19 protein-coding genes and 2 tRNA genes are annotated in these 19,562 nt (G+C 65.4%); 9 read left to right on the top strand and 12 right to left on the bottom strand.

The window, feature by feature from the left end:
- From AC1DXK_RS25385 to AC1DXK_RS25375, 3 genes are all read left to right on the top strand, one after another.
- Positions 1-144: CsbD family protein (locus tag AC1DXK_RS25385; protein WP_477299397.1), on the top strand; the 144-nt coding region annotated here is incomplete at its 5' end.
- A 311-nt stretch (positions 145-455) separates the two neighbouring features.
- Entirely contained in the window at positions 456-1,871 is a 1,416-nt protein-coding gene (locus tag AC1DXK_RS25380) for a TAXI family TRAP transporter solute-binding subunit (protein ID WP_457105978.1), read from the top strand.
- 64 nt (positions 1,872-1,935) lie between these two features.
- Positions 1,936-2,412 carry a YidB family protein gene (locus AC1DXK_RS25375; RefSeq protein ID WP_457105979.1) on the top strand — a complete coding sequence of 159 codons (477 nt, stop codon included), beginning with the start codon at positions 1,936-1,938 and terminating at the stop codon, positions 2,410-2,412.
- 71 nt (positions 2,413-2,483) lie between these two features.
- On the opposite strand, the gene AC1DXK_RS25370 is transcribed toward AC1DXK_RS25375, so the two are convergent.
- The 7 genes from AC1DXK_RS25370 to AC1DXK_RS25340 all read right to left on the bottom strand — a co-directional run bounded on the left by AC1DXK_RS25370 (position 2,484) and on the right by AC1DXK_RS25340 (position 9,203).
- Complete coding sequence (locus AC1DXK_RS25370; RefSeq protein WP_457105980.1) at positions 2,484-3,470, bottom strand: ABC transporter substrate-binding protein; 987 nt, start codon at positions 3,468-3,470, stop codon at positions 2,484-2,486.
- A gap of 137 nt (positions 3,471-3,607) precedes the next feature.
- The gene (locus tag AC1DXK_RS25365) at positions 3,608-4,873 is read right to left on the bottom strand and encodes an adenylate/guanylate cyclase domain-containing protein (protein WP_457105981.1); all 1,266 of its coding nucleotides are present in this window, start codon (positions 4,871-4,873) and stop codon (positions 3,608-3,610) included.
- Entirely contained in the window at positions 4,870-5,268 is a 399-nt protein-coding gene (locus AC1DXK_RS25360) for a response regulator (protein ID WP_477299395.1), read from the bottom strand. Before AC1DXK_RS25360 ends, AC1DXK_RS25365 begins: the two co-directional genes overlap by 4 nt.
- Entirely contained in the window at positions 5,265-7,310 is a 2,046-nt protein-coding gene (locus tag AC1DXK_RS25355; RefSeq protein WP_457105983.1) for a sensor histidine kinase, read from the bottom strand. The genes AC1DXK_RS25360 and AC1DXK_RS25355 overlap by 4 nt, the downstream gene beginning before the upstream one ends.
- Positions 7,307-8,284 carry an ABC transporter substrate-binding protein gene (locus AC1DXK_RS25350; protein ID WP_457105984.1) on the bottom strand — a complete coding sequence of 326 codons (978 nt, stop codon included), beginning with the start codon at positions 8,282-8,284 and terminating at the stop codon, positions 7,307-7,309. Before AC1DXK_RS25350 ends, AC1DXK_RS25355 begins: the two co-directional genes overlap by 4 nt.
- 136 nt (positions 8,285-8,420) lie before the next feature.
- Positions 8,421-8,732, bottom strand: coding sequence for a hypothetical protein (locus tag AC1DXK_RS25345; RefSeq protein ID WP_457105985.1), 312 nt, complete (start codon positions 8,730-8,732; stop codon positions 8,421-8,423).
- A 397-nt stretch (positions 8,733-9,129) separates the two neighbouring features.
- Positions 9,130-9,203, bottom strand: a tRNA-Gln gene (locus tag AC1DXK_RS25340).
- A 178-nt stretch (positions 9,204-9,381) separates the two neighbouring features.
- Between AC1DXK_RS25340 and AC1DXK_RS25335 the strand changes: the two genes are divergently transcribed.
- The 3 genes from AC1DXK_RS25335 (at position 9,382) to AC1DXK_RS25325 (ending at position 10,011) form a co-directional block, all read left to right on the top strand.
- Positions 9,382-9,471, top strand: a tRNA-Ser gene (locus AC1DXK_RS25335).
- A gap of 79 nt (positions 9,472-9,550) precedes the next feature.
- Positions 9,551-9,811, top strand: a complete 261-nt coding sequence (locus AC1DXK_RS25330) for a hypothetical protein (RefSeq protein WP_457105986.1) — start codon at positions 9,551-9,553, stop codon at positions 9,809-9,811.
- Positions 9,808-10,011 (top strand): hypothetical protein, encoded by a 204-nt coding sequence (locus tag AC1DXK_RS25325; protein WP_457105987.1) that lies wholly within the window; start codon positions 9,808-9,810, stop codon positions 10,009-10,011. Before AC1DXK_RS25330 ends, AC1DXK_RS25325 begins: the two co-directional genes overlap by 4 nt.
- 136 nt (positions 10,012-10,147) lie before the next feature.
- Here AC1DXK_RS25325 and AC1DXK_RS25320 read toward each other — a convergent pair whose 3' ends face one another.
- Positions 10,148-10,537 carry a GrpB family protein gene (locus tag AC1DXK_RS25320; protein WP_477299394.1) on the bottom strand — a complete coding sequence of 130 codons (390 nt, stop codon included), beginning with the start codon at positions 10,535-10,537 and terminating at the stop codon, positions 10,148-10,150.
- A 438-nt stretch (positions 10,538-10,975) separates the two neighbouring features.
- Positions 10,976-11,260 carry a hypothetical protein gene (locus AC1DXK_RS25315; RefSeq protein ID WP_457105989.1) on the bottom strand — a complete coding sequence of 95 codons (285 nt, stop codon included), beginning with the start codon at positions 11,258-11,260 and terminating at the stop codon, positions 10,976-10,978.
- Between the two features lie 197 nt (positions 11,261-11,457).
- Between AC1DXK_RS25315 and AC1DXK_RS25310 the strand changes: the two genes are divergently transcribed.
- Both AC1DXK_RS25310 and AC1DXK_RS25305 read left to right on the top strand, forming a co-directional pair.
- Positions 11,458-13,629 (top strand): hypothetical protein, encoded by a 2,172-nt coding sequence (locus AC1DXK_RS25310; protein WP_477299393.1) that lies wholly within the window; start codon positions 11,458-11,460, stop codon positions 13,627-13,629.
- Between the two features lie 1,699 nt (positions 13,630-15,328).
- Positions 15,329-16,078, top strand: coding sequence for a methyltransferase domain-containing protein (locus tag AC1DXK_RS25305; RefSeq protein WP_477299392.1), 750 nt, complete (start codon positions 15,329-15,331; stop codon positions 16,076-16,078).
- A 723-nt stretch (positions 16,079-16,801) separates the two neighbouring features.
- Here AC1DXK_RS25305 and AC1DXK_RS25300 read toward each other — a convergent pair.
- Positions 16,802-16,936 carry a hypothetical protein gene (locus AC1DXK_RS25300; protein ID WP_457105992.1) on the bottom strand — a complete coding sequence of 45 codons (135 nt, stop codon included), beginning with the start codon at positions 16,934-16,936 and terminating at the stop codon, positions 16,802-16,804.
- A 382-nt stretch (positions 16,937-17,318) separates the two neighbouring features.
- Positions 17,319-17,585: a hypothetical protein gene (locus AC1DXK_RS25295; RefSeq protein WP_457105993.1), complete on the bottom strand. Its 267-nt coding sequence runs from the start codon at positions 17,583-17,585 to the stop codon at positions 17,319-17,321.
- 228 nt (positions 17,586-17,813) lie between these two features.
- Between AC1DXK_RS25295 and AC1DXK_RS25290 the strand changes: the two genes are divergently transcribed.
- Positions 17,814-18,329, top strand: a complete 516-nt coding sequence (locus AC1DXK_RS25290) for a hypothetical protein (RefSeq protein ID WP_457105994.1) — start codon at positions 17,814-17,816, stop codon at positions 18,327-18,329.
- Between the two features lie 230 nt (positions 18,330-18,559).
- Here the strand turns inward: AC1DXK_RS25290 and AC1DXK_RS25285 are convergent, their stop codons facing one another.
- Positions 18,560-18,964 (bottom strand): restriction endonuclease, encoded by a 405-nt coding sequence (locus AC1DXK_RS25285; RefSeq protein WP_477299396.1) that lies wholly within the window; start codon positions 18,962-18,964, stop codon positions 18,560-18,562.
- Positions 18,965-19,562 lie beyond the last annotated feature (598 nt).

Here is a 19,562-nt window from a genome sequence, read left to right as displayed (position 1 = left end):
CAGGCGGCCKGCAAGGCCACCGGCAACGACAAGCTCGTGGCCGAGGGCAAGGCGCAGGAGCTGAAGGGCGAGGCGCAGAAGACGGTCGGCGACGTCAAGGACGGCGCCAAGACCCTCGCCGACAAGATCACCGGCACGCACTGACCGCGGCCGGATGGGGCCGGCCGGACCGGCCCCACCCCCGGATCGCAGAAGCCCCAGCAGCCCGATACAGGAGCCCATCCGATGCCGCGCAAGACCCTGACGGCGTCCGTCGTCCCCGGGCTCGTCGTCCACCTCGGTCGCCGTCACGCACGGCGTGATCGCAGCGGCCGGACATCCTGAACGGTGACCCGACGCGGCCCAGCACATAGGACCGGCACGTCGTCGTTGCGCGCCGCGCCGGTCCGTCCGGCGACCCGCCGCTGGCGTGCCCGCCGCCCGATCGGATCGTGCCACCTGCGCGAGCAGAGGCCGTGAGGCGCGTCGGCCACCTTTTTCTGCGTCAGGAATTCGTCTTCCTGGCGCTTGCCATTATGCTGATCGCCGGTGCCGCCGTGGCCTACTGGGCCTCGCGCGCCACCGTCCTGACCGTCGCAGTGGCGCCGCGCGACGGCACAGAGCCGGCCCTGATCCAGGCCTATGCCGATGCCCTGGCCAAGCGCCACAAGGAGATCCGCCTGCGGATCCTGCCCTTCGACGACGTCCGGGACAGCGCCGAGGCGCTGCGCGACGGACGCGTCGATCTGGCGATCGTGCGTCCCGATGTCGATCTCCCCGACAACGGCCTGACCCTCGCCATCCTGCGCGATCAGGCGCTGATCATCGCCGCACCCGAGGCCTCCGGCATCGACCGCTTCCCCGACCTGGATCGCAAGCGGCTCGCGATCCTCGCCCATCGGGACGCCGACGAGGCGCTCATCCGCGCCATGCTCGATCATTACGGTCTGACCCTGGTCGCGCCGGAGCCGGAGGGCGCCCTGCAGCCACGTCAGGTCGCCCTGATCGAATTGGCGGAGAGCGACCTCGCCGCTGCCTTCGCCCGCAAGCGGATCGACGCGGTGATCTCGGTCACGGCGCCGACGGCGCCGACCGCCCAGCGAATCGTCGGCCTCATCCAGTCGGTGAGCCGTAACCGCAAAGTTTCGTTCGTCGATGTCGAGAATGCCGAGGCCATCGTCGCCCGGATGCCGCGGCTGCAGGTCGTGACCATGCCCGCCGAGACCTTCGGCGGCAGCCCCAAGGTTCCGGCCGACGATGTGCATACGGTCGGGGCCTCGTACCGGCTGATGGCGCGCTCGAACCTCGCCCGTTCGGTCGCGGCCGATGTCACCCAGAACCTCTTCGAACTGCGCAGCGGCATGGCCAATGTGACCCCCGCCGCCGACTACGTGCAGGCGCCCGCCTACGACAGCACCGTCGGGGCGACCAGTGCCCGGCTGCCGATCCATCCCGGCGCGGTCGACTACTTCGAGCGCGAGCAGCAGAGCTTCATCGAGCGATACGAGACCTGGATCTACCTGGTCGCCTTTCTCGGGGGTGGCATCGGCTCTGCGCTGGCGTGGATCGGTCAGCGCCTGTCACGCCTGCGGCGCGAGCGCACCGAGGAGGCGACCGACCGGCTGCTGCAGATCCGCCAGGAGGCGCAGGAGACCGGCAACGCCGGACGCCTCGAGATCCTGGCTCGCGAGATCGACGACCTCGCGGGCGACATCGCCAAGCACGCCCTGGAGCGGCCGACCGAGGCCCGGACCATGTCGGCTGCGGCCATCGCCATCGATGCGGCGCGCTCGACCGTGAAGCGCGCCATCACGGCGGGCCGGAGCACGGATGACGGGTCGGCGCTGGCCGGCAGGGCCGTCGCCGCCGACACCGCGTCCAAGGGGGCGTGACCCGTTGCGGCGGCCCACCGCCGTATCACCCGGGCTACGGCCCGCACCAAGGAAGGATGACGCGATGAGCAAGGGATATCCCTCGATGACCGCCCTGCTGGGCCTGCTGGCCGTGGCCGGCTACCAGAACCGCGATCGGATCGCGGAGTGGCTCGGCGGCCACGCCAAGGATGCGCCCCGGTCGCCGCCGCCGCAGGTATCGACCGCAACCGGGTCCACCACGCCGGCGAATCTGGAGCGGCTACTCGGCAGCGCCGGCTCGGCGGGGGTCGGCGGTCTCATCGCCGGCGGCCTGACCGAACTCGTCGACCACTTCACGAAGGGCGGCCACGCCGAGACCGCGCGATCCTGGATCGACCACGGGCCGAACCGCGATATCCCGACCGCCGATCTCGAGCGCGTGATCGGGCCGGAGACCCTCGAGGCCCTCGAGCAGCGGACCGGCTTGAGCAGGAGCGAGCTGCTGGCGCGACTCTCGCGCGACCTCCCGTCTGCCATCGACCGTTACTCGCCGGACGGGCGCCTGCCGGCCTTCAGCTGATCGGTCCCGCCAAGACAGGCCATCGCGGCACCACGGGCGGCGCTCCTGCGTCCGCGCGGCGGTGCCGCCCGCTAATCGACCAGCTCGTCCACCTTCGCCATCAGGGAGGGCGAGATGGTTAGCCCGAGGGTGGCCGCCGTCTTCAGGTTCAGCAGCATCAGAAATCGATCGCTCGCCTGGACGGGAAGGTCGCCAGCGACGGCGCCGCGCAGGATCCGATCGACATAGCCGGCCGCCCGCTGGACGTCCTGCTCGACGCTGGTCGTGTAGGCGGCAAGTCCGCCGAGACGCACCGGTGCCGCGTAGGCATAGACCGCGGGCAGGTGATACGTGGCGGCCAGTTCCACGATCTGCGGACCGTAGACGCCCGTCACCGCGTCCGGCAGCGCGATCAGCCCGCTTTTCGGCTGCTCGGCGAAGCGGGTGATCGCCGCCTCGATCTCGGCGGCATCGTGCACGCCTGCGATCTGAGCCTGGATACCAAGCTCCGGGCCGATGCGCGCCAGCTCGGCCGCATAGCCCGCGAGGCGCGCAGGATAGTCCGGATTGAGCAGCGCCAGCGCCCGCACGACGCCGGGGCTGAGTTCCTTGAGCAGCTGAAGCCATTTGCCGACGAGGGTGAAGTCGAAGTTTGTGAAGCCGGTGAGATTGCCGCCGGGTCGTGCTAGGCTGGACACGAAGCCGCCGCCCACCGGATCCTGAAGCATCATGAACACGACCGGCGTGGTCGTCGTGGACCGCTGGAGCGCGGTCGCTCCGACAACGCCCTGCGCGAGCACGACGTCGGGATTGCGCGCCAGGATCTCCTCGGCCTGCCGGCGCATCCGCTCGGCGTCGCCATTGCCGTAATGCAGATCGACCGCGAGGTTCTGCCCCCAGGTCCAGCCGGCGCGCTGGAGGCTTTCCCGGAGTGTCTCGTCGATCACGGCGCTGTCGGGATGGTCTGCGCCGTAGACCAGCAGGATCCCCAGACGACGCTGGCCCTTTGCCTGACCCATGGCCAGCGACGGCCACGCGGCCGTACCGCCCAGGCCCGCGATGACGTCGCGTCGTCTCATGCATCGCTCTCCCGCCGACGACCCGTCCGACCGCCTCGGCCGGGCGAGGCTTCGTTCGCGCCCCGGAAGACCCTACCATGCGCCGCCTTACGTCCGGGCTGTCGCGGACCTGCTATGCGGGTCCGCCGGGGCGACCGTCAGCGGACCTCCACCCGGCTCCCGCTCGCACCGTTCAGGAGGCGTTTCAGGTGAAAGGCCGCGACCCCGTCGTCCGCACGCAGTCCGACCAGGGCCGCGAAGGCCGACAGGGCTCCCGCTTCGCCGGCCTCGAGCTTCGCGTAGGCCTCCTGATACCGATCGAGCAGGGTGCCGTCATAGGCGGCTTCCGTGAGGGGTTCGTAGGCGCGCAGCGACGTCTGCTTGCCGCGCAGGAGCAGATCCCCGAGGGGGCGACCGCGGAACTGCCCGGCCCGGATAACGACGGCCTCGCTGACGCAGATCCGTGTCCCGAAGGCCTTGTTGGCGTTCTCGAGGCGCGCCGCGGTGTTGATGGTGTCGCCATAGGCCGTGTAATCGAAGTATCGGCCGCCGCCGAAATTCCCCACGATCGCCGGCCCGGCATGGACGCCGATCCGGGTCACGCCGATCTCGATCCCGCGCTCGCGCCAGCGGCTCCGGAAGCCCTCCGCCGCCTGATCGAGGGCGAGCGCGCAGTCGACCGCCCGGGCGGCATGGTCGGGCTGGTCGCCCGGCGCGCCGAACAGCACGTGCAGCGCGTCGCCCACGATCTTGGCCACCGTGCCCTCGTGGGCGAACACCACATCGGTCATCTCGGCGAAATAGCCGTTCAGGATCTCGGCGAGCTGCAGCGGATCGAGGCTCTCCACCAGACCCGTGAAGCCGGCGATGTCCGTGAACAGGGAGGCCACGTCGCGCCGGTGGCCGCCGAGTTCCAGGCCCGACGCGTCCCCGGCGAGCCGCTCGGCGAGGTTCGGCGAGAAGTACCGCGCCAGGGAGGCATGGGCGCGTTCGGCCAGCGATTGCCGCCGCCGTCCTTCGCGCAACTCCTCGACGTGCCGCAAGGTCCGCTCGATCGTCGTCTCGAGATCGGTGAAGTCGATCGGCTTCGTCAGGAAGTCGAAGGCGCCCCGGTTCATCGCTGTGCGGATGTTGGCCATGTCGCCGTAGGCCGAGACGATGATGGTGGACGGCCGCTCGGCGAGGTCCTGCAGCTTGGCGAGCAGCGTGAGCCCATCCATGCGGGGCATGTTGATGTCGGAGACGACCAGATCGACGTCGCGGTGCTCCGCAAGCCGTTCCAGCGCCTCCTGCCCGTCATGGGCGAACAGGAACGCGACCACGCCCTGGCGGATCTGCCGACGGAATTTCTGGGTGATCAGCGCCTCGAGATCCGGTTCGTCGTCGACGACGAGGATCTTGGCACCGGTGCGGCCCGGGGTCATTCGGCCCCCGCGAACGCGGCCAGGCGGCTGTCGATCTCGGCCTTCAGCAGGGCGAAATCGATGGGCTTGGTGATCAGGCCCACCGCACCGGCGGCCTGGACCTTCGCGCGCGTCTCGGCATCGCCGTAGGCCGTGATCATGATCACCGGCACGTCGGGCCGGGCTTCGCGCACCAGCGGCAGCAATTCGAGGCCAGTCATCCCGGGCATGTTGATGTCCGAGAACATCAGGATCAGGCTCGGCCCGGTGGACCCCGTGATGCGCTCGAGGGCCTCGGCGGCCGAATGCGCGAAGTCCATCGCGAAGCGGCCGGCACGCAGCTCGCGGCGAAACTGCTGGCGGAACAGGTCGGTGACGTCGGGTTCGTCGTCGACGACGAGGATCAAGACGTTCATGGTTTGCTCTCGGCCTCCGTCGCCGATCCTGGGGGCGCGGCGTACATAGGCCCGGCCATCGTCGCGCCCTGGCGCGGCACGATGAGGGTGAATTCCGTGTACGCGCCCGGCTCTGTAGCGATGTCGATCGTTCCGCCGTGCTGTTTGACCACGATATCGTGGCTCAGGGACAGGCCGAGGCCCGTGCCCTCTCCGGCCGGCTTTGTGGTGAAGAACGGGTCGAACATCTTGGCCTTGACGCCCTCGGGAATGCCGGTGCCGTTGTCGCGCACGCGGATCTCGATGCCATCGCCCCGATCCCGGGTGCTGACCGAGAGCGTCGGCTCGTAGCCCTGCTCAGCGCCCTCGGCCTTCTTCTCGGTGGCATAGAAACCATTCGACATCAGGTTGAGAAGGACCCGCGTGATCTCCTGGGGGTAGATGTCGGCGATCCCGGCGGCAGGATCGTAGTCGCGCACGAGGGTCACGTTGAATCCGGGCTTGGCCGCCCGGGCACCGTGATACGCAAGATTCAGGCTCTCCTCGACCAGTGCATTGACCTCGACCGGGCGATGCTCGCTCGATCCGGTGCGCGAATGCAGCAGCATGTTCTTGACGATGGAATCCGCACGCTTGCCGTGCTGGACCACCTTGTCGAGGTTGCCCTTCAGAAGTTCGGCGATCTCGTCGACCTCCCGCCGCATCTCCGGATCGAGGGCGGTCGGTTCGAGCACATCCCGAAGCTCGTCCACGAGTTCCTTCGACAGCGAGGCGAAGTTGTTGACGAAGTTCAGTGGGTTCTTGATTTCGTGGGCGATGCCGGCGGTGAGCTGCCCCAGCGACGCGAGCTTCTCGGACTGGACGAGACGGCTCTGCGCCTTCTGAAGATCGTCGAGTGACCGGTTGAGGTCGCGGGTCCGCTCTTCGACCTTCGCCTCCAGGGTCTCGTAGGAATCCTGCACCCGGCTCGCCATGGTGTTGAAGCGATGGGCCAGGGTCTCGATCTCGTCGCCGGTGCGGATCACGATGCGCTCGGACAGGTCTCCGGCGCCGAAGCGCTCCGCACCGTCCTCGAGCTGGCGGATGGGAACGACCATGCGCCGGGCCAGGAAGGTGCCCGCCACGGTCGCGAGCAGCACGCCGAGTCCCATCAGCGACGTGGTCTGAATGACCGATTCCAGGGCCGGTCCCATCGCGTCGCGCAGTGATTCCTGGACAAACACGATCCAGTCGACACGGGGGATGCTGGCATGCGCCGCCAGAACCCAGCCACCGTCGATTCCCGTTGTGATCTCATAGTCCTGCCCGGCCGTCCGGGAGCCGGGCAGCGCCGTCGCGACCTCCGGAAGGCCGGACAGGTCCGTGTCGCGCAGGACCAAGCTGAGATCCGGATGCGCGATCAGCCGTCCGGTCGCAGTCGTCACGAAGGCGTAGCCGTGGTCGCCGACGTTGATGGCGCTGACGACGTCCCAGATCAGCTTCAGGTTGACCTCGGCGACGGTGACGCCCGGGTCGCGCCCGGCATGCGCCACCGACACGGTCATGTACGGTTCCGAGCCCCGCCGGAAATAGACGGGGCCGAACCATGTCTTCTGGCTCAGCGCCTGGGTGAACCGTGGCGAGGTGGAGAAATCCTTGCCGCTCGCGATGACGTCGGGCTCCAGCCGCGACACTCGCAGCTGTTCCTTGCCGGCTGGATCGAGGTAGGCCACCTCGGTGATCGCCGGCGCCTGACGCAGGAGCCGGATGAAATCGTAGCGCTGCTGCTCGGCGGAGACCCGCCGCCATTCGGCGCGGGTCGTCCAGCCGATCTGGCTCTCGATCCCGGCGAGGAAGGCCTCGACGCGTTCGGCCGCCGCCCGGGCTTTGGTGCGCTGCGTCTCGATCGCCGTCCGCTTGGCGTCCTGGTAGTTCAGCGTCAGATCGACGGCGCCGTTGATGAGCAGCACCAGGCTGACGAGGCCCACGAAGGCCACGGCGAACTTCGCCGAGAGCGGCAGCCGGAGCCAGCGCGGCACCGTGTTGGACTCCGCCGGGACAGCGAGCAGGCGCGGCGCCGTCACTCGACGATCTCGTCGGCTTGGGCGAGGAGGGCCGACGTGATGTCCACGCCGAGGCTGCGCGCCGTCTTGAGGTTCACGATGAAGTCGAACTTCGTGGGCGCCTGGATCGGCAGGGACGCCGGGTTGTCGCCGTGGAGGATGCGGTCGACATAAGTCGCGGCCCGTCGGACCACCTCGACCGGATCCGGACCGTACGACATCAGGCCGCCGCGCCGGGCGAAGCGCTGGATGGCGAACACGGCCGGGATCCGATGGCTGGCGGCCAGTGCGACGATGTGGTCGCCGTTGGCCTCGCTGAAGGTGCCCGGCGCGACGATGATCCCGGCCTGACCCTGGCGTGCCAGATCCGAGATGACCGGTTCGATGGCGTCGGCCGTCTCGACCTTCACGACGGTGGGTTCGATCCCGAGGCTGGCTGCCGTGGCCTGGAAGTGCTCCGCGTAGAGATTGTTGCCTTTGACCACGGTGCTCGGATTCGACAGCAGGGTCACGCGGCGCAGGGTCGGCACTGCCTCCTTCAGGGCCGCGAGCCATTTGCCCCCCAGCATCGGCTCGTACAGCGTGAATCCCGTGATGTTGCCGCCCGGCCGCTGGAGGCTCACGGCATAGCCGAAGCCGACTGGATTGGAGGCTCCGACGAACACGATCGGGATGTCCCGGGTCAAGGCGGACACCGCGGAAAGCTGCGCACTGAGATACGTGAAGATGACCCGCGGCTGCCGGGCGACGAGTTCTGCCGCCAGGGCGCGTGTCCGCTCGGGGTCGGCCCCGTCCCACCGATCCTCGATGGCCAGGTCCGCCTGGCCGCGGTCACGCAGCGCGCCGTGGAACGCCGCCGCCAGGGCTCGACCTTCGGCATCGCTCTCCGCGAACGGCCAGAACGCGGCCACGTGGCCCCGCGTCTGCGCCCCGGCTGCGGAGGGCCATCCCGACAGGACCCACGGCAGGCCAGCGATGACGGTTCGCCGCCGCATTCGAGTATCGCGCCCGTTCATGCCAGAGGTCCCCGCCCCGCGGACCGGACCGCAGGCACGCCCAGCCCCGGCGATCGACCGCCGGAGCATAGTGCAAGCTCGGCCTTGACACCACGCGCGGTCCCGCGCGCGGTTATCAAAATGCCAGCCGCATCCCGCCGACGATGTTTCGCGGCGCACCCGCGAACACCGATCCGGTGGTCGCCAGCGCGGCGGTGCGGTTCTGGAGGCCGGTCGGGCCGCTGATCCCGTTGGCGAGGTTCTGTGCGGAGGCGACGTCGGTCGTGCCGAACAGGTTGTATACCTCAAGGTGCAGGCTGAGCCGTTTCGCGTAACCGGCCGTCAGCGCCGTGGCGTAGTGCAGGTTGGCGTTGACGACCGCGTGGCCCGACGCCTTCAGCGAGGAGCCGTTGTCGCGGTGGAAATCGCCCTGGACGACCGCCTCCACGAAGGCGCCGGGTCCGGCGAGCGGACCGCTTGGCAGGTCGTAGCCGAGGCGGGCTAGAAGCTGGTGAGCCAGGGCCGTCCGACGGATGCTCGGTGCCGATGACCCCGCCTGAATGACTGAGGGCTTGGCGGGCAGCGTGAAACCCAGGACAGCTTGGAGCAGCAGCGCTGAGAGCGCATCCTTGCCGATGATCGCGCGTCCCCCGACCCTCTGAGGCTTGCGACGATACAGGGTCCGATTCAGGCAGCCGCGCTACGGGGCGTCAATCGATCGACCGAGCACGGCCAAGTCCAATCCCGGACTTCGGGATGGGTGATGATCATGGCTATCCCCTGCTGACCCTGGACTAGAGGCAACAAAAAACCCGCCAGATCCAGGATCGGGCGGGCTGCCTGTGTGGCTGGGGGACCTGGATTCGAACCAGGACTAGAGGAGTCAGAGTCCACCGTTCTACCGTTAAACTATCCCCCAATCAGCCGTCAGCCCGGTGCATCCGAAGTTCGAGATGACAGAGCGACGCCCGTGCCGCATCGAGCGGCTTCGGGCGTGGGCGGTGGGATATGCGGAATGCTTCGAGAGGTCAACCGGTTGTTCTGCGGTTGACGCGACCTCCACCACGGCCCTAACCGTGAGGCCGCGGATACCGCCAGGAAGGGTGGCCGAGTGGTTTAAGGCAGCGGTCTTGAAAACCGCCGTGGGGGCAACTCCACCGTGGGTTCGAATCCCACCCCTTCCGCCAGCGGGCATCGACCGCGCGGCGTAAATTCCGCCGGCCGGCGGTCTAGCCCACCATCTGCCCCACCAGAGAACGGGATGCGATGGTCGAGGAAGCGCCGATTGTCTCAGAGCTTCGCAGAGCCCTGGAGGCCAGCGACCAGGAGTCAGTTGCCGCGGCGGACGCGGTGCTGCCCGACCTCGCCGCCGAATCGCACCCGCCCGCCGAGGGCTTCACTCTCGATCATGTCGAGACATCGCGGACCAGAGCCCGTGCGGACGAGGCGTCGACCGCCGACGGGGCAACTGGAGCGTCCAATCTGGTCCGGATCGCGAACTTTCGGGCGCATTCGGTGAAGGGATGAGCGGCATCCATCCCAATTCCGACCAAGAGTCGACCGCCAGGCGCCTGATGGAGCGGTTGCGTAGCTTCGCGCAGGGACTTGGTATGAGCGACACGGATGCCCGCCAGATCATCGATCGTGTGATCGCCTCGGACCCGTCAGCGGGGGATGGACACCTCATGGCGAAGGCGCGCACCTGGATCCTGACCGCGCTGGCCTAGCGGCAGTTGACGACACCGACCTGATCCTTGAGGCGATCGCCACGCTGCGGGCCGCCGACGTCGATGTGGCCCCGATCGGCAACCTCGGCTGAGCCTGAAAGCCGTCGCCTCCTTCAAGGAAGCGGCTTCGACTCACTCAGGAACGTTGCCAATCGGCCAAGGCCGCGGCTTGGACAGCTTCGATCCACGCACTCTTGCCCGCGCCATAGTCTTGGGAGTCGTCGGGATGAAGTTCTCGGCAATGCGCCTTCTCGTGTTGGTAGACGGCAACAATCCCCGGTCTTTTGCGTAGGTAGCTCCGAAACGCGAGATGGCGGTCGATATCCGGCGCGTCGACGCCGCAGCAATGCAGTTGAACAAGACGCCGTCCAGTGTCCGGCTCAGTCTTCGCAGCGTAACGCCGTCCGGAAGGCCCGAATTCACCCCACAATTCGTAGCAGGCCTGTTCGAGAACATTCCTCCTGAGGTCCAGGTCGTCAAGACCTCGGGCAACAGGTAGGAGGTCGAGAATGGGCTTTGTCCTCAAGCCTGGGACAGCCGTTTATCTAACGTGGTGGACGGTCAGCAGGTTTGGGCAAAGTGCAGCCTGCAGAACCGAAGCTTCCGTCTGGGCCGATGCCGACCACCGAGGGTCGTGATCGACCAACGCAACCTTAAAGGGTGGCGGCATCGGCTTCGGCAATCCGATTGACTGATACGCCGCGTCGCATTTCCTGCTGCGGCTTCGCAACAGGTCGTCGAGAGCTCTCTCACGCCACTCCGATCGCAAGCCGACCGGCGGAAATCCACCCAACCGCGACGTTCAGCTGGTCGCGGCGGCTACTCCGCACCTGGCAGAAGGACGCTTGTCCGCTTCGGACGAGGTCCGCTGGAACATCGGACGGTCCGGTCGTGACCGAAGCCGGTCCGTGTTGGCTATCCTGCCTCAGGCTTCCGACCAGCCAATGAGTCGGCGTTCCATCGCTCATCGTCCAACCTTCACAGGCATCAAGCTTTTGCGGTCGATTTCTGGAATCTTCGTCATCTGTTCGAAGGGCACGACCGCCATCACGTGACCATCCGGCATCTTGATGACGTTGAATTGCTTGCCGGTGATCTTATCGGTCGCCATCGCGACCATGAGCTGCATCGGCTCGAACGGCGTGACGACAAAATCGTGCCCCCAGGCGCCGACAATGCTCGATAAGGAGGCCATGGCCACGCCCGTGCCGGCGAGGAGTGCGACAGCCGGCAGAATTGCGCGCCTCATGAGACATCCCTTCCGGTTCGATCGTTGGGATTTCGCGCTCCGCGCTGAGCAGTTACCGGGACTGGATCATCATCGCCCGCCTCGTATCGGAGAGTCGACGTCGAAAGAGGAGCACGGCAAAGAGAAATCCCGATGACGCCGTATGTGTTCCGACTGTTGCGGCAACCGTCGGTGCCTTCAGTCAGGGTGGGGGCGCAATGAGCGTGGAACGGGTGACGGCGCAGGCCGAACAGCGGCGCTCCCCACGGCGGATTGCCATCAGGCCGGTCCGTGGGGTCGTATACGCGCTGCGTACCACGATCCGGATTGCCGGCGCGCTCGTCCTCGGCGCCCTCGGGATCCTGTTTCTGAACTACGTCGTGCTTTCGACCGACAAAGCGCACGCCTATCGCAACCTCGATCCGAGCCTTGCCGAATGCCGCGACGGGCTCGCGAGGGGTTGGACGGTCCTCGCCGATACTGGCCGCGAGACCTTGCGGGCGACGATGGAGTCCGATGGCGACGGCTGGGTCGACGCGAGCAACGACGAAGGCGCGGTGATCGCGACGGATGCGCGGTGGGCGACACGGCTGCRCTGCGCCCTTCAGCGCCACGTTGTCCCGGCCCGCGAGGCCGGCGGGCAGGATCTGTCCTACCACCTCGGCTTCATCGAGTTCCAGGAGGACGGCGAACCTTACGCACTGGTCTCCCGCGAAGGGGCGAGCGACGCCGCCATCGACAGCGCGATGCTTCGCCACGCCATGGAAACCGAGATGCGGGCCAAGAGCATGCCGGCCACGATGGTCAAGCCCGTCATCACTCAGCTCGACGCGCTGAAGAAGCATCTTTCGACGGGGTCGCACTATGTGATCGCGTTCGTCCACGGCTGGCGGCACGATGCGCGGATCGGCGACGGCAACGTGGCGGACCTCCGCCTCTACGCGGCCCACGCCGCCCGTTTCCTCGCACAGCGCTGCCCGAGCGACCCGAGCGTCTGCGACATGGATGTGACGGCCATCTATGTCGGCTGGCGCGGGGCGCGGGTCGACGAACGCGGCCTGCAGCTCTGGTTCGGCAACGCGATCGGCGGTTTCTTTGGAAACCTGTCGGCCGGCGCCACCCTGTTCGATCGAAAGCCGGTGAGCGAGGCCGTCGCCCCTGCGGCGATCTCAGCCCTCCGCACGCTCGAGACGACCCTCAGCGCGCCGGGGGCGCACAACAAGCTGATCGTTGCCGGGCACAGCCTCGGCGGCAACATGCTGGCGAGCGGGCTCAAGGACGACGTGGTCAAGGCGGTGCGCCGCCATCGGTTCGGAGAGACGTTGCCGCCGGTCCTCGGCAATCTCGTGGTCCTGATCAATCCCGCCTCCGAGGCGAGCAAATGGACCGCGATCCAGCGCGAGGTCTGGATGAAGCTGGCCGACCATGCCGACGCGAACACGCCGGCCTCCGAGGTGGCGCACGACGACGGCTACTTTCCGGCCGACCAGAGGCCGGTCCTCATGTCGGTGACTGCGGCCCTGGCTTTCCCCGCGGGCGGCCTGAGACCCGGGGATTGCGCGTGGATCGGCCTCGATGTCGACGACGCCTTCGCCGCCGCCCGCCGGAAGATCCGGAGCCGACTCTCGGCGACGGACAGCATGTTCGATGCGGGCGTTGACTACGATTGGGCGACGCACGACCTGTTCCCAACCTTCAAACTCGATTTTCGCCCGGCCGCGAGCTTTCTTGACCGTGTGGCGGCACGGTTCGAGGGCCGTCAGCCCCGTGGCGAAAGCTGCAGTCCTCCTCCGCCCGTCGGCCTCGGCCCCGGCCTGCTGACGCTGCCGCTGCGCACCCTGTCGCTGCTGGCTGCAACCTTCCCCTTCCAGAACACCGCGCGCGAGGATTCGCACACCATCGGCAATCTCGACCCGCCGCGGCCGGCTGCCGGCGTTCTCGCTGATGCCCAACCTTCGGCTGCGCCTTTCGGCACGACTCACGAACTTCTCGGGCTCAATGCTCCAGGTCTCGAGCGGCACCATGCCTATGCCACCCTCGCTGATGCCGCCCTTGACTGCCCGCGCTCCGACCATTGGCTGACCCGAGCCCGAATGGCGCGCGCCGCCAGGCGCGGCTACTTCTGGGATAGCGCCGACCTCGTGCCTGGTCGGTCCGGCGAGAGCGGCCCGGCGGCACGCTTTCTGCACGGCCTTCAGTTGACCGGTATTGCGCCGATCACCCGCCCCAACGACCCTTTCTGGAATGTCCGGGCGTTTGACAACGCCCTCTCGCGTCACGACGGCTACCGGCTGTCTTCGTTCATCTGTGCCTTGAACCAACTCGTCATGGACGACATCACCGATGCTCCATCGTCTTTGATCGATCACCGGGACACCCAGCCCCCATAGAGCTTATTCTGAAAGGCCAATGTCGGAAGCGCTTGCCTGGAAGCGGACAGTGGTCAAACCGCCCGCACACCTCATCCATCGCCGCCCGACCAAGCCGGTGTGCGCGCAGCCGATCGTGGCTTCCGCGTCAGATGGGCGACCAGAACTCAGCGACTCGTGCCAGCTCCGGACTCTGAGTGCCGAGCAGGCATGATCGATTTGTGGAGACTATATATTTTCTCGCGCGGCCTGTTCGGAGCAAGCCTTTGCGACCTCCGAGATCGGCAAATTCGAGTGGCCGGCGGCTTTCGATGTGTCGTCCAGGCAAGAGCGCACACGATCTCGCGAAGCACGTCCGCCACTCGCCACGTCGAGCTTGCTCAGTAAATTATCTTTTTCCGTGGGCGATGCCGAAGCCCAAGATTGCATTGTGTCTCCCGCGTCCAACGCCAAGACTGGCGTTGCCATGACAGTGAGAGCGAGTCCACCGACGAGAAGAGCGCGCATTGTTATAGCCTCGGACAACAGCGAACCTGCAGCTGCTCTCGGGCTTCCGTTAGGAAGTGTGGCTACGGTAGACGCTCGGCCCGCACCGGCTCCAGCCCACGAGCAAACGGGTACGCGGACCGAAATAGGTTTTGAACTCACTTGGCGGAGTGCCGATGACTTGGGGCAAAAACGCACAGCTCTCTTTCGCCATCGTGGCAGGTGTTGAGTGCCTGTCGGGCATTGGCCCTTTCAACACACTTCACCGAGGCGGCCCCGGAGGTGGTTCGAGGTCGAGAAGGGGGCGTCCGAGTAAAGAGTGTATTCGTCCGGCGCGGCGGCATTAGGCGGTGATCAGGCAATAGCCGTCGTCGAGCGTGTCGGAGACGAAGCCGAGGCGCCCGTGCTGGTTCGGCCCTCGCGGCGTCCGTCTCCTGATCGATTGAGCCTAGCTTCACAATGAGGGCAGACCAGGGAGCAAGGTCCGAAGCCGTCGATGCGGTCGATGCGCAGGTTGCGCGGGCGCTAGACCAGCCAGGCTCAGGGCCCGCCATCGGGCCGGAGCCAGTGCTGCGGTAGGTCAGGGTATAGGCCCGCGGGGCGAGCGAGAGGTCCGCATCGCTGCCGCGCGAGGTCAAGACCACTTGCGGTTACGCTTCGGCGGAGCGGGAGGACGGGTCTGGAAGGCGTTGAGCTCGCGAACGACGGCTGAAGATCAGGACCGACTGCTTGCTGCGACGCATGCGAGACGTGCGGACCGCTGTCAGCGCGTCCTGAACGCAACCATTCGTCAGCCCTCCGGCACCTTCGGTTCAGGGTGGTGGGCAGACCCTGGCTTTACGTCACAGTTCGAACGTTCCGCGCCCACCCCAGTTCTGCCGCCAAAAAAGACTCCGCCCATCAGCGAATGCAAACACTGACAGCTCGATTGCCTAGTAAATCGGCACTTGTTCAGCAATAAAGATCAGGATGCGCAGGAATAATCTGACCTTAGCAAGACGGCATCGCTACTTGGAATATGGCTATCAATAATTAAAGTAAACTTTGGGTCATGACGCGATACATTTTGGGCTAAGCGGCTAGATTTTCTTCATTGTCAAACCAAGCCGGGAAAGATATTCTATTTATATGAGTATTGACGAGAGATTAATAGACGTATACTGATTAATCAATCACTGATATGCCGCGTAAAAGCGTAAATTCGGCTACGCATCAGGTATACGTGGAGGCTGAGATGTATGATTTCAGTTGGCATCAAAGGCACAGCGAAAAAACCAGAATATCTGCAGAAGTCACGCTTTCGATATTGTTGGACATATTTCATCCCGAAAGTATGCTCGATGTTGGCTGTGGCGACGGCATTTGGTTGCAGAAAGCCGGGGATCTCGGATTTGCAGAATTCAACGGCGTTGACGGCCCTTGGACGGACATGGATAAACTGTTAATCTCGGAACAAAATATAACAATACTCGATCTTGAGCAAAGTTTCAATCTAGATCGACGATTTGATGTTGCGATCAGCCTTGAGGTTGCCGAACATATTTCTAGCGAATCTTCGGAAAAAATGGTCGAAAATCTGGTCAGACACAGTGATGTTGTGCTGTTTGGCGYCGCCATACCTTATCAAGGAGGCTTTCGCCATATTAACGAAATGTGGCAGTCTTGGTGGGCAAGTAAGTTTGCGGAAAGAGGCTACCAGTGCTTCGATGTGATCAGGCCCCAAATCTGGAATCGCAATGACGTGCATTATTGGTACAAACAAAACGCGCTCGTGTATGTCAATGTTGAAAGGAAGGATTATTCCGAATCATTTGAGCGTTATGCGACAGATAAATCATTGATCGGATGGCCGTTGGATATCGTCCACCCAGAAAAATATGAGTCGATCGCCTCTTATAAGCAGATAGCTTTTAAGCCACTTCTCCGTGAGCTTCCGAATGGCGTGGCTGAAAAACTCAAAGGCATGCTGCTTCGGAATAACTAGTCGGGTCAGAGGAATTCAACTCAGCATCGGCTGCGATTTGGTTCATGGCCGCGGAAGCAAGCCGATGCAAAATTATCTTCGCTGGTAGGTTGCGGCCGGCAGTGATCTGGCGTCAGGACCATAGCGAGCCCCCGACAATCCGATCACCGTTCCTGTGCCGGCAGGCGCCACGCGTTCGATTGTCGAGTCCTCGACGGTACGGCTTGGCATGAACCACGTCTGGTGCGGCGATCCTGGCGCTGGACTGTCCTCGGTCTGCCGACGGTCAAACTCGAGCAGTCCCATGCCTGGCAGGACCCACGCCAGCGCGTTGAGCGTGTCGGAGGCTGCGTCGACCATAATTGACATGGCTGCCGGCTGGCGTTCTCAGAAATGCGCCGTTCCAAGGCGCACACCACAGCATCTAGTCGCCGACCTCGACCGAGCTGGAGACTGGCTTGACACGCATCTCCTTCGAGCCGGTCGACGTCATGGCGCTGACAATGAAGCCCGCGAGCGCCGTGACGTGGTCCGCGATCTGCGCGATGCAGGCCTGCCCCGCGGTCTATCCCACTGCCGACGGTCCAGGCCGGATCCGCGCCGGGCCGCTTCCTCGTGCCGGCAAAGTCCCAAGCGCACCCGATCCCCGATCGGCGGCAGGGCATCGACGATCCCGAAACCCACCCGGTTTAACAGCCCACCGTACCGCGGAGCCGGCCTCTGCTGGAACTGCTCGGCCACCGCCTAGGCGCCGAGCGGGATCGTGTCGCGCTCGACCACCGCCCGCGGGAAACGCCCGGGGAACATCTGCTCGCTGTCGACGATGCGCCGGTCCACGAAGATCGGCGTCCGGAAGGCGCGGTCCGGCTCGAACTTCAACGGCAGAATCAGGTGAACCTAGCCCAGGGTGAGCCGCAGGATCTGGCCCGAGCCGTCGCGACCGCGCAGGTGCTGCAAGGTCAACCCGCTTTGGAGGCACGCGCCACCGCCCGGCGGACACGGCTGCCTCGACGACGCCGGCATCAAAGCCAAGCGGAATGCCGCCCGCAGGCGCGTCTACGGTCTCATGGTCGCGCATGAGGCGCGCCTGTGAGGCCAGCCGCACGGCAATGTTCGTGCTGGAACAGTGCCGCGCGGCTGGTACGGCGCTCAATGTTGTCTTAAGTCGCGAGATCCGTGATTGAGCGAAGTGTGACGAGGGCCTGAAGCCCTCCAAGAGGGCGAGGGCCGTCGAGATGCGACCTCTCGGCCCCCGCGCATCTCAGTTTTCGCGCGCTTCGCGCAGTACAGCGCGGACGTGTCCGGCTGCACAAGCAAGCGCGGTGTTTCGCGTACCCCCGTCGGGTGCATCCGTCTCAAAGGACCCGAGCCGGTACGCAATACGGTGCTCTACAGCTTGCAGCAGTTCCCGAGCCGTGTCGTCTTCGATACTGCGCAGCGTACGCGCAAGATCGAGATACGCACTTCTCATAATGCCAAAAGCCAAGCGTGTCGCGGCGTTGTCCGCGATCGGCATCATTTCAGTCATGGCGTGTTCCTTACAAAACACGCTCCCCAGACCGCGGAGTCTATATATCGGCAAATTAGGATTGTAAATACAGCATTCGATAAGACTCCGCGGGCCATCTCCCGGCGGCTGTGCGCATGGGAATTTCACATAGGACAATCATCAGGAGCCTTGGCCGCTATGCCTATCACGGGGCAGCACCGAGGCGATGCCGAACCTCACTTGAAAGAGCCGCGAAGGAGCGGCGTCATGAAACTCGAGTTCCTCGTCGCCGACCAGCTGTGTGGTGTCGGCGAATCCTTGAGCGTCTGCCAGCCGGCGCTCACCGACCTCGGGCTCAATACGGGGCTGGTGACAGCGAACGAAATCCTCTGGACGCGAGGATCCGCGGCTGAGGACATGGGCACCCTTCAGCGAAGAAATTCATCCGGCTTCTTCGACTTCGGAGACAATGCCGGTCTGACGCGTTTCGGCCGAAGATTCTCCATCCGGCCTGCGTTGCTGCGGCCCACCATCCTCGATCAGCTTTTCCCTGCTGACTTTCTCGCTCTCCGCAACCTCCTTCAAGGACGGAGCGACACCATCTTTCTCGACGCCAGTCATCGCGCTCTCCCTGTCTCCTGCGAATGCGACGGACGATCAGAGCTGTGGCGGAACCTGATGTCCGCGGGCAGCCGGTGCGCTGCCCGATCTACTGGAATCGAAGTGCTCGTCGGCGCGTCCCGTTCCACGCGATGTCATTTGAGGGAGGCGGCGAATGCCTGAACCGTTCACTGTCGCCGATCCCGCCGGCTGCGCGGCGCGCGCGCTTAGCTATCGGCACGATTGTCTTAAATTGGTCGCGGTCGGCCGGATGATCCCCAGGCACCCGTCAATTGTCCGATTGCGCTCATGCAGGCGGATCGCGCGCAAGCTCCCTGCGGAAGCCGATGCCGCAGGCGACAAGAGGGATCTGTACAGCTGGGGGGCGGACAGGTGCACTGCATGGCGTCCGATCAGGCCGCCAACCGCAGGCTTTCCTTGTGCTGGCGCCGGGCCGCGATGCTCGTTGCCGGGCGCGCCGACAACAGATCGAGCTGCGAGCAGTGCAGGGCCAGGACGTTCTGCTCCTCTGCCATCGCGATCGCCGCCCCGCTGAACCCGCCATTCGTGATGACGCAAGCCGTGGTGCAGCCAACGCATTCTGCCGCCGCGGCGACCTCCGAAACGGCAAGGCACTCGATGTCCCGATCCGTCCACTGCAGGCGTACAACGACGCGCTTGCGATCACGCATCAGCATGAAGTGTTCCTGATCCTGGTAATCCAGTCCCCATCCTGTCGAATTCAGAAAGCGGAATATCAGCTGCTCGTAACTTGCCGGCGAGACGCTGACTTGGTCGAGGAAGGTCCACGACGCAATTTCTTTATCGAGGACCGAAGCAAATTCCGCGTCAAGGCGCGCGACAGCCGTAGCCTTGGCGTTGATCGGGTCGATGCCCTGAGCGATCCGCGCCCGGGCCTGGAGACCGCGCTCGCGGAGCCGAGGCCCATCCCGCGAAGGCGTCTCCTCAATGGTCGAGCCTCACCCAACGCTTCGATCCGCCGGACCCGGTCACGAGATAGAGGCCGYCGTTGGCGTACCGGCCCGCGCGCTCAGCGTCTGGACCTTGCGAGCCGAATGGCGGCCAATCCCGCGCGCCGTCCTATGCCGCCAGCTCTCCCACCACGCGACTCCAATTTGGGCGAATCACGGTGGACGCTGATGGGTCGAAGTTCGATCGACGCCTCTTCCGCCAGCGCTCCGCCGACGAGCCGCCCACGCGGTTCAATGGTTCCCCGGCGCCTTGCCGAAGTTGCCGGACGTCACAAACACGAACGGCCGGAGCAATGCTCCGGCCGCCGAGCCGTTCTGGCGGAGTGAGCGCTTAGCGCAGGAGCTGGAGGACGCCCTGCTGGGCGGAGTTGGCCAGGGAGAGGGCGGAGATGCCCATCGACTGGCGGGTCGACAGCGCCTGCGA

The organism is Methylobacterium sp. P3_A11 (assembly GCF_056403155.1).
Note: the sequence above shows the minus strand (reverse complement) of the source record. Positions and strands in the feature narration are given on the sequence as shown.

Bases quoted from the DNA above. Each gene is read 5' to 3' on its own strand.
- AC1DXK_RS25295 (WP_457105993.1), bottom strand. From the start codon at position 17,585: ATGACTGAAATGATGCCGATCGCGGACAACGCCGCGACACGCTTGGCT.
- AC1DXK_RS25325 (WP_457105987.1), top strand. From the start codon at position 9,808: ATGAGCGGCATCCATCCCAATTCCGACCAAGAGTCGACCGCCAGGCGC.
- AC1DXK_RS25375 (WP_457105979.1), top strand. From the start codon at position 1,936: ATGAGCAAGGGATATCCCTCGATGACCGCCCTGCTGGGCCTGCTGGCC.
- AC1DXK_RS25290 (WP_457105994.1), top strand. From the start codon at position 17,814: ATGAAACTCGAGTTCCTCGTCGCCGACCAGCTGTGTGGTGTCGGCGAA.
- AC1DXK_RS25360 (WP_477299395.1), bottom strand. From the start codon at position 5,268: ATGAACGTCTTGATCCTCGTCGTCGACGACGAACCCGACGTCACCGAC.
- AC1DXK_RS25315 (WP_457105989.1), bottom strand. From the start codon at position 11,260: ATGAGGCGCGCAATTCTGCCGGCTGTCGCACTCCTCGCCGGCACGGGC.
- AC1DXK_RS25350 (WP_457105984.1), bottom strand. From the start codon at position 8,284: ATGCGGCGGCGAACCGTCATCGCTGGCCTGCCGTGGGTCCTGTCGGGA.
- AC1DXK_RS25365 (WP_457105981.1), bottom strand. From the start codon at position 4,873: ATGACCCCGGGCCGCACCGGTGCCAAGATCCTCGTCGTCGACGACGAA.
- AC1DXK_RS25370 (WP_457105980.1), bottom strand. From the start codon at position 3,470: ATGAGACGACGCGACGTCATCGCGGGCCTGGGCGGTACGGCCGCGTGG.
- AC1DXK_RS25330 (WP_457105986.1), top strand. From the start codon at position 9,551: ATGGTCGAGGAAGCGCCGATTGTCTCAGAGCTTCGCAGAGCCCTGGAG.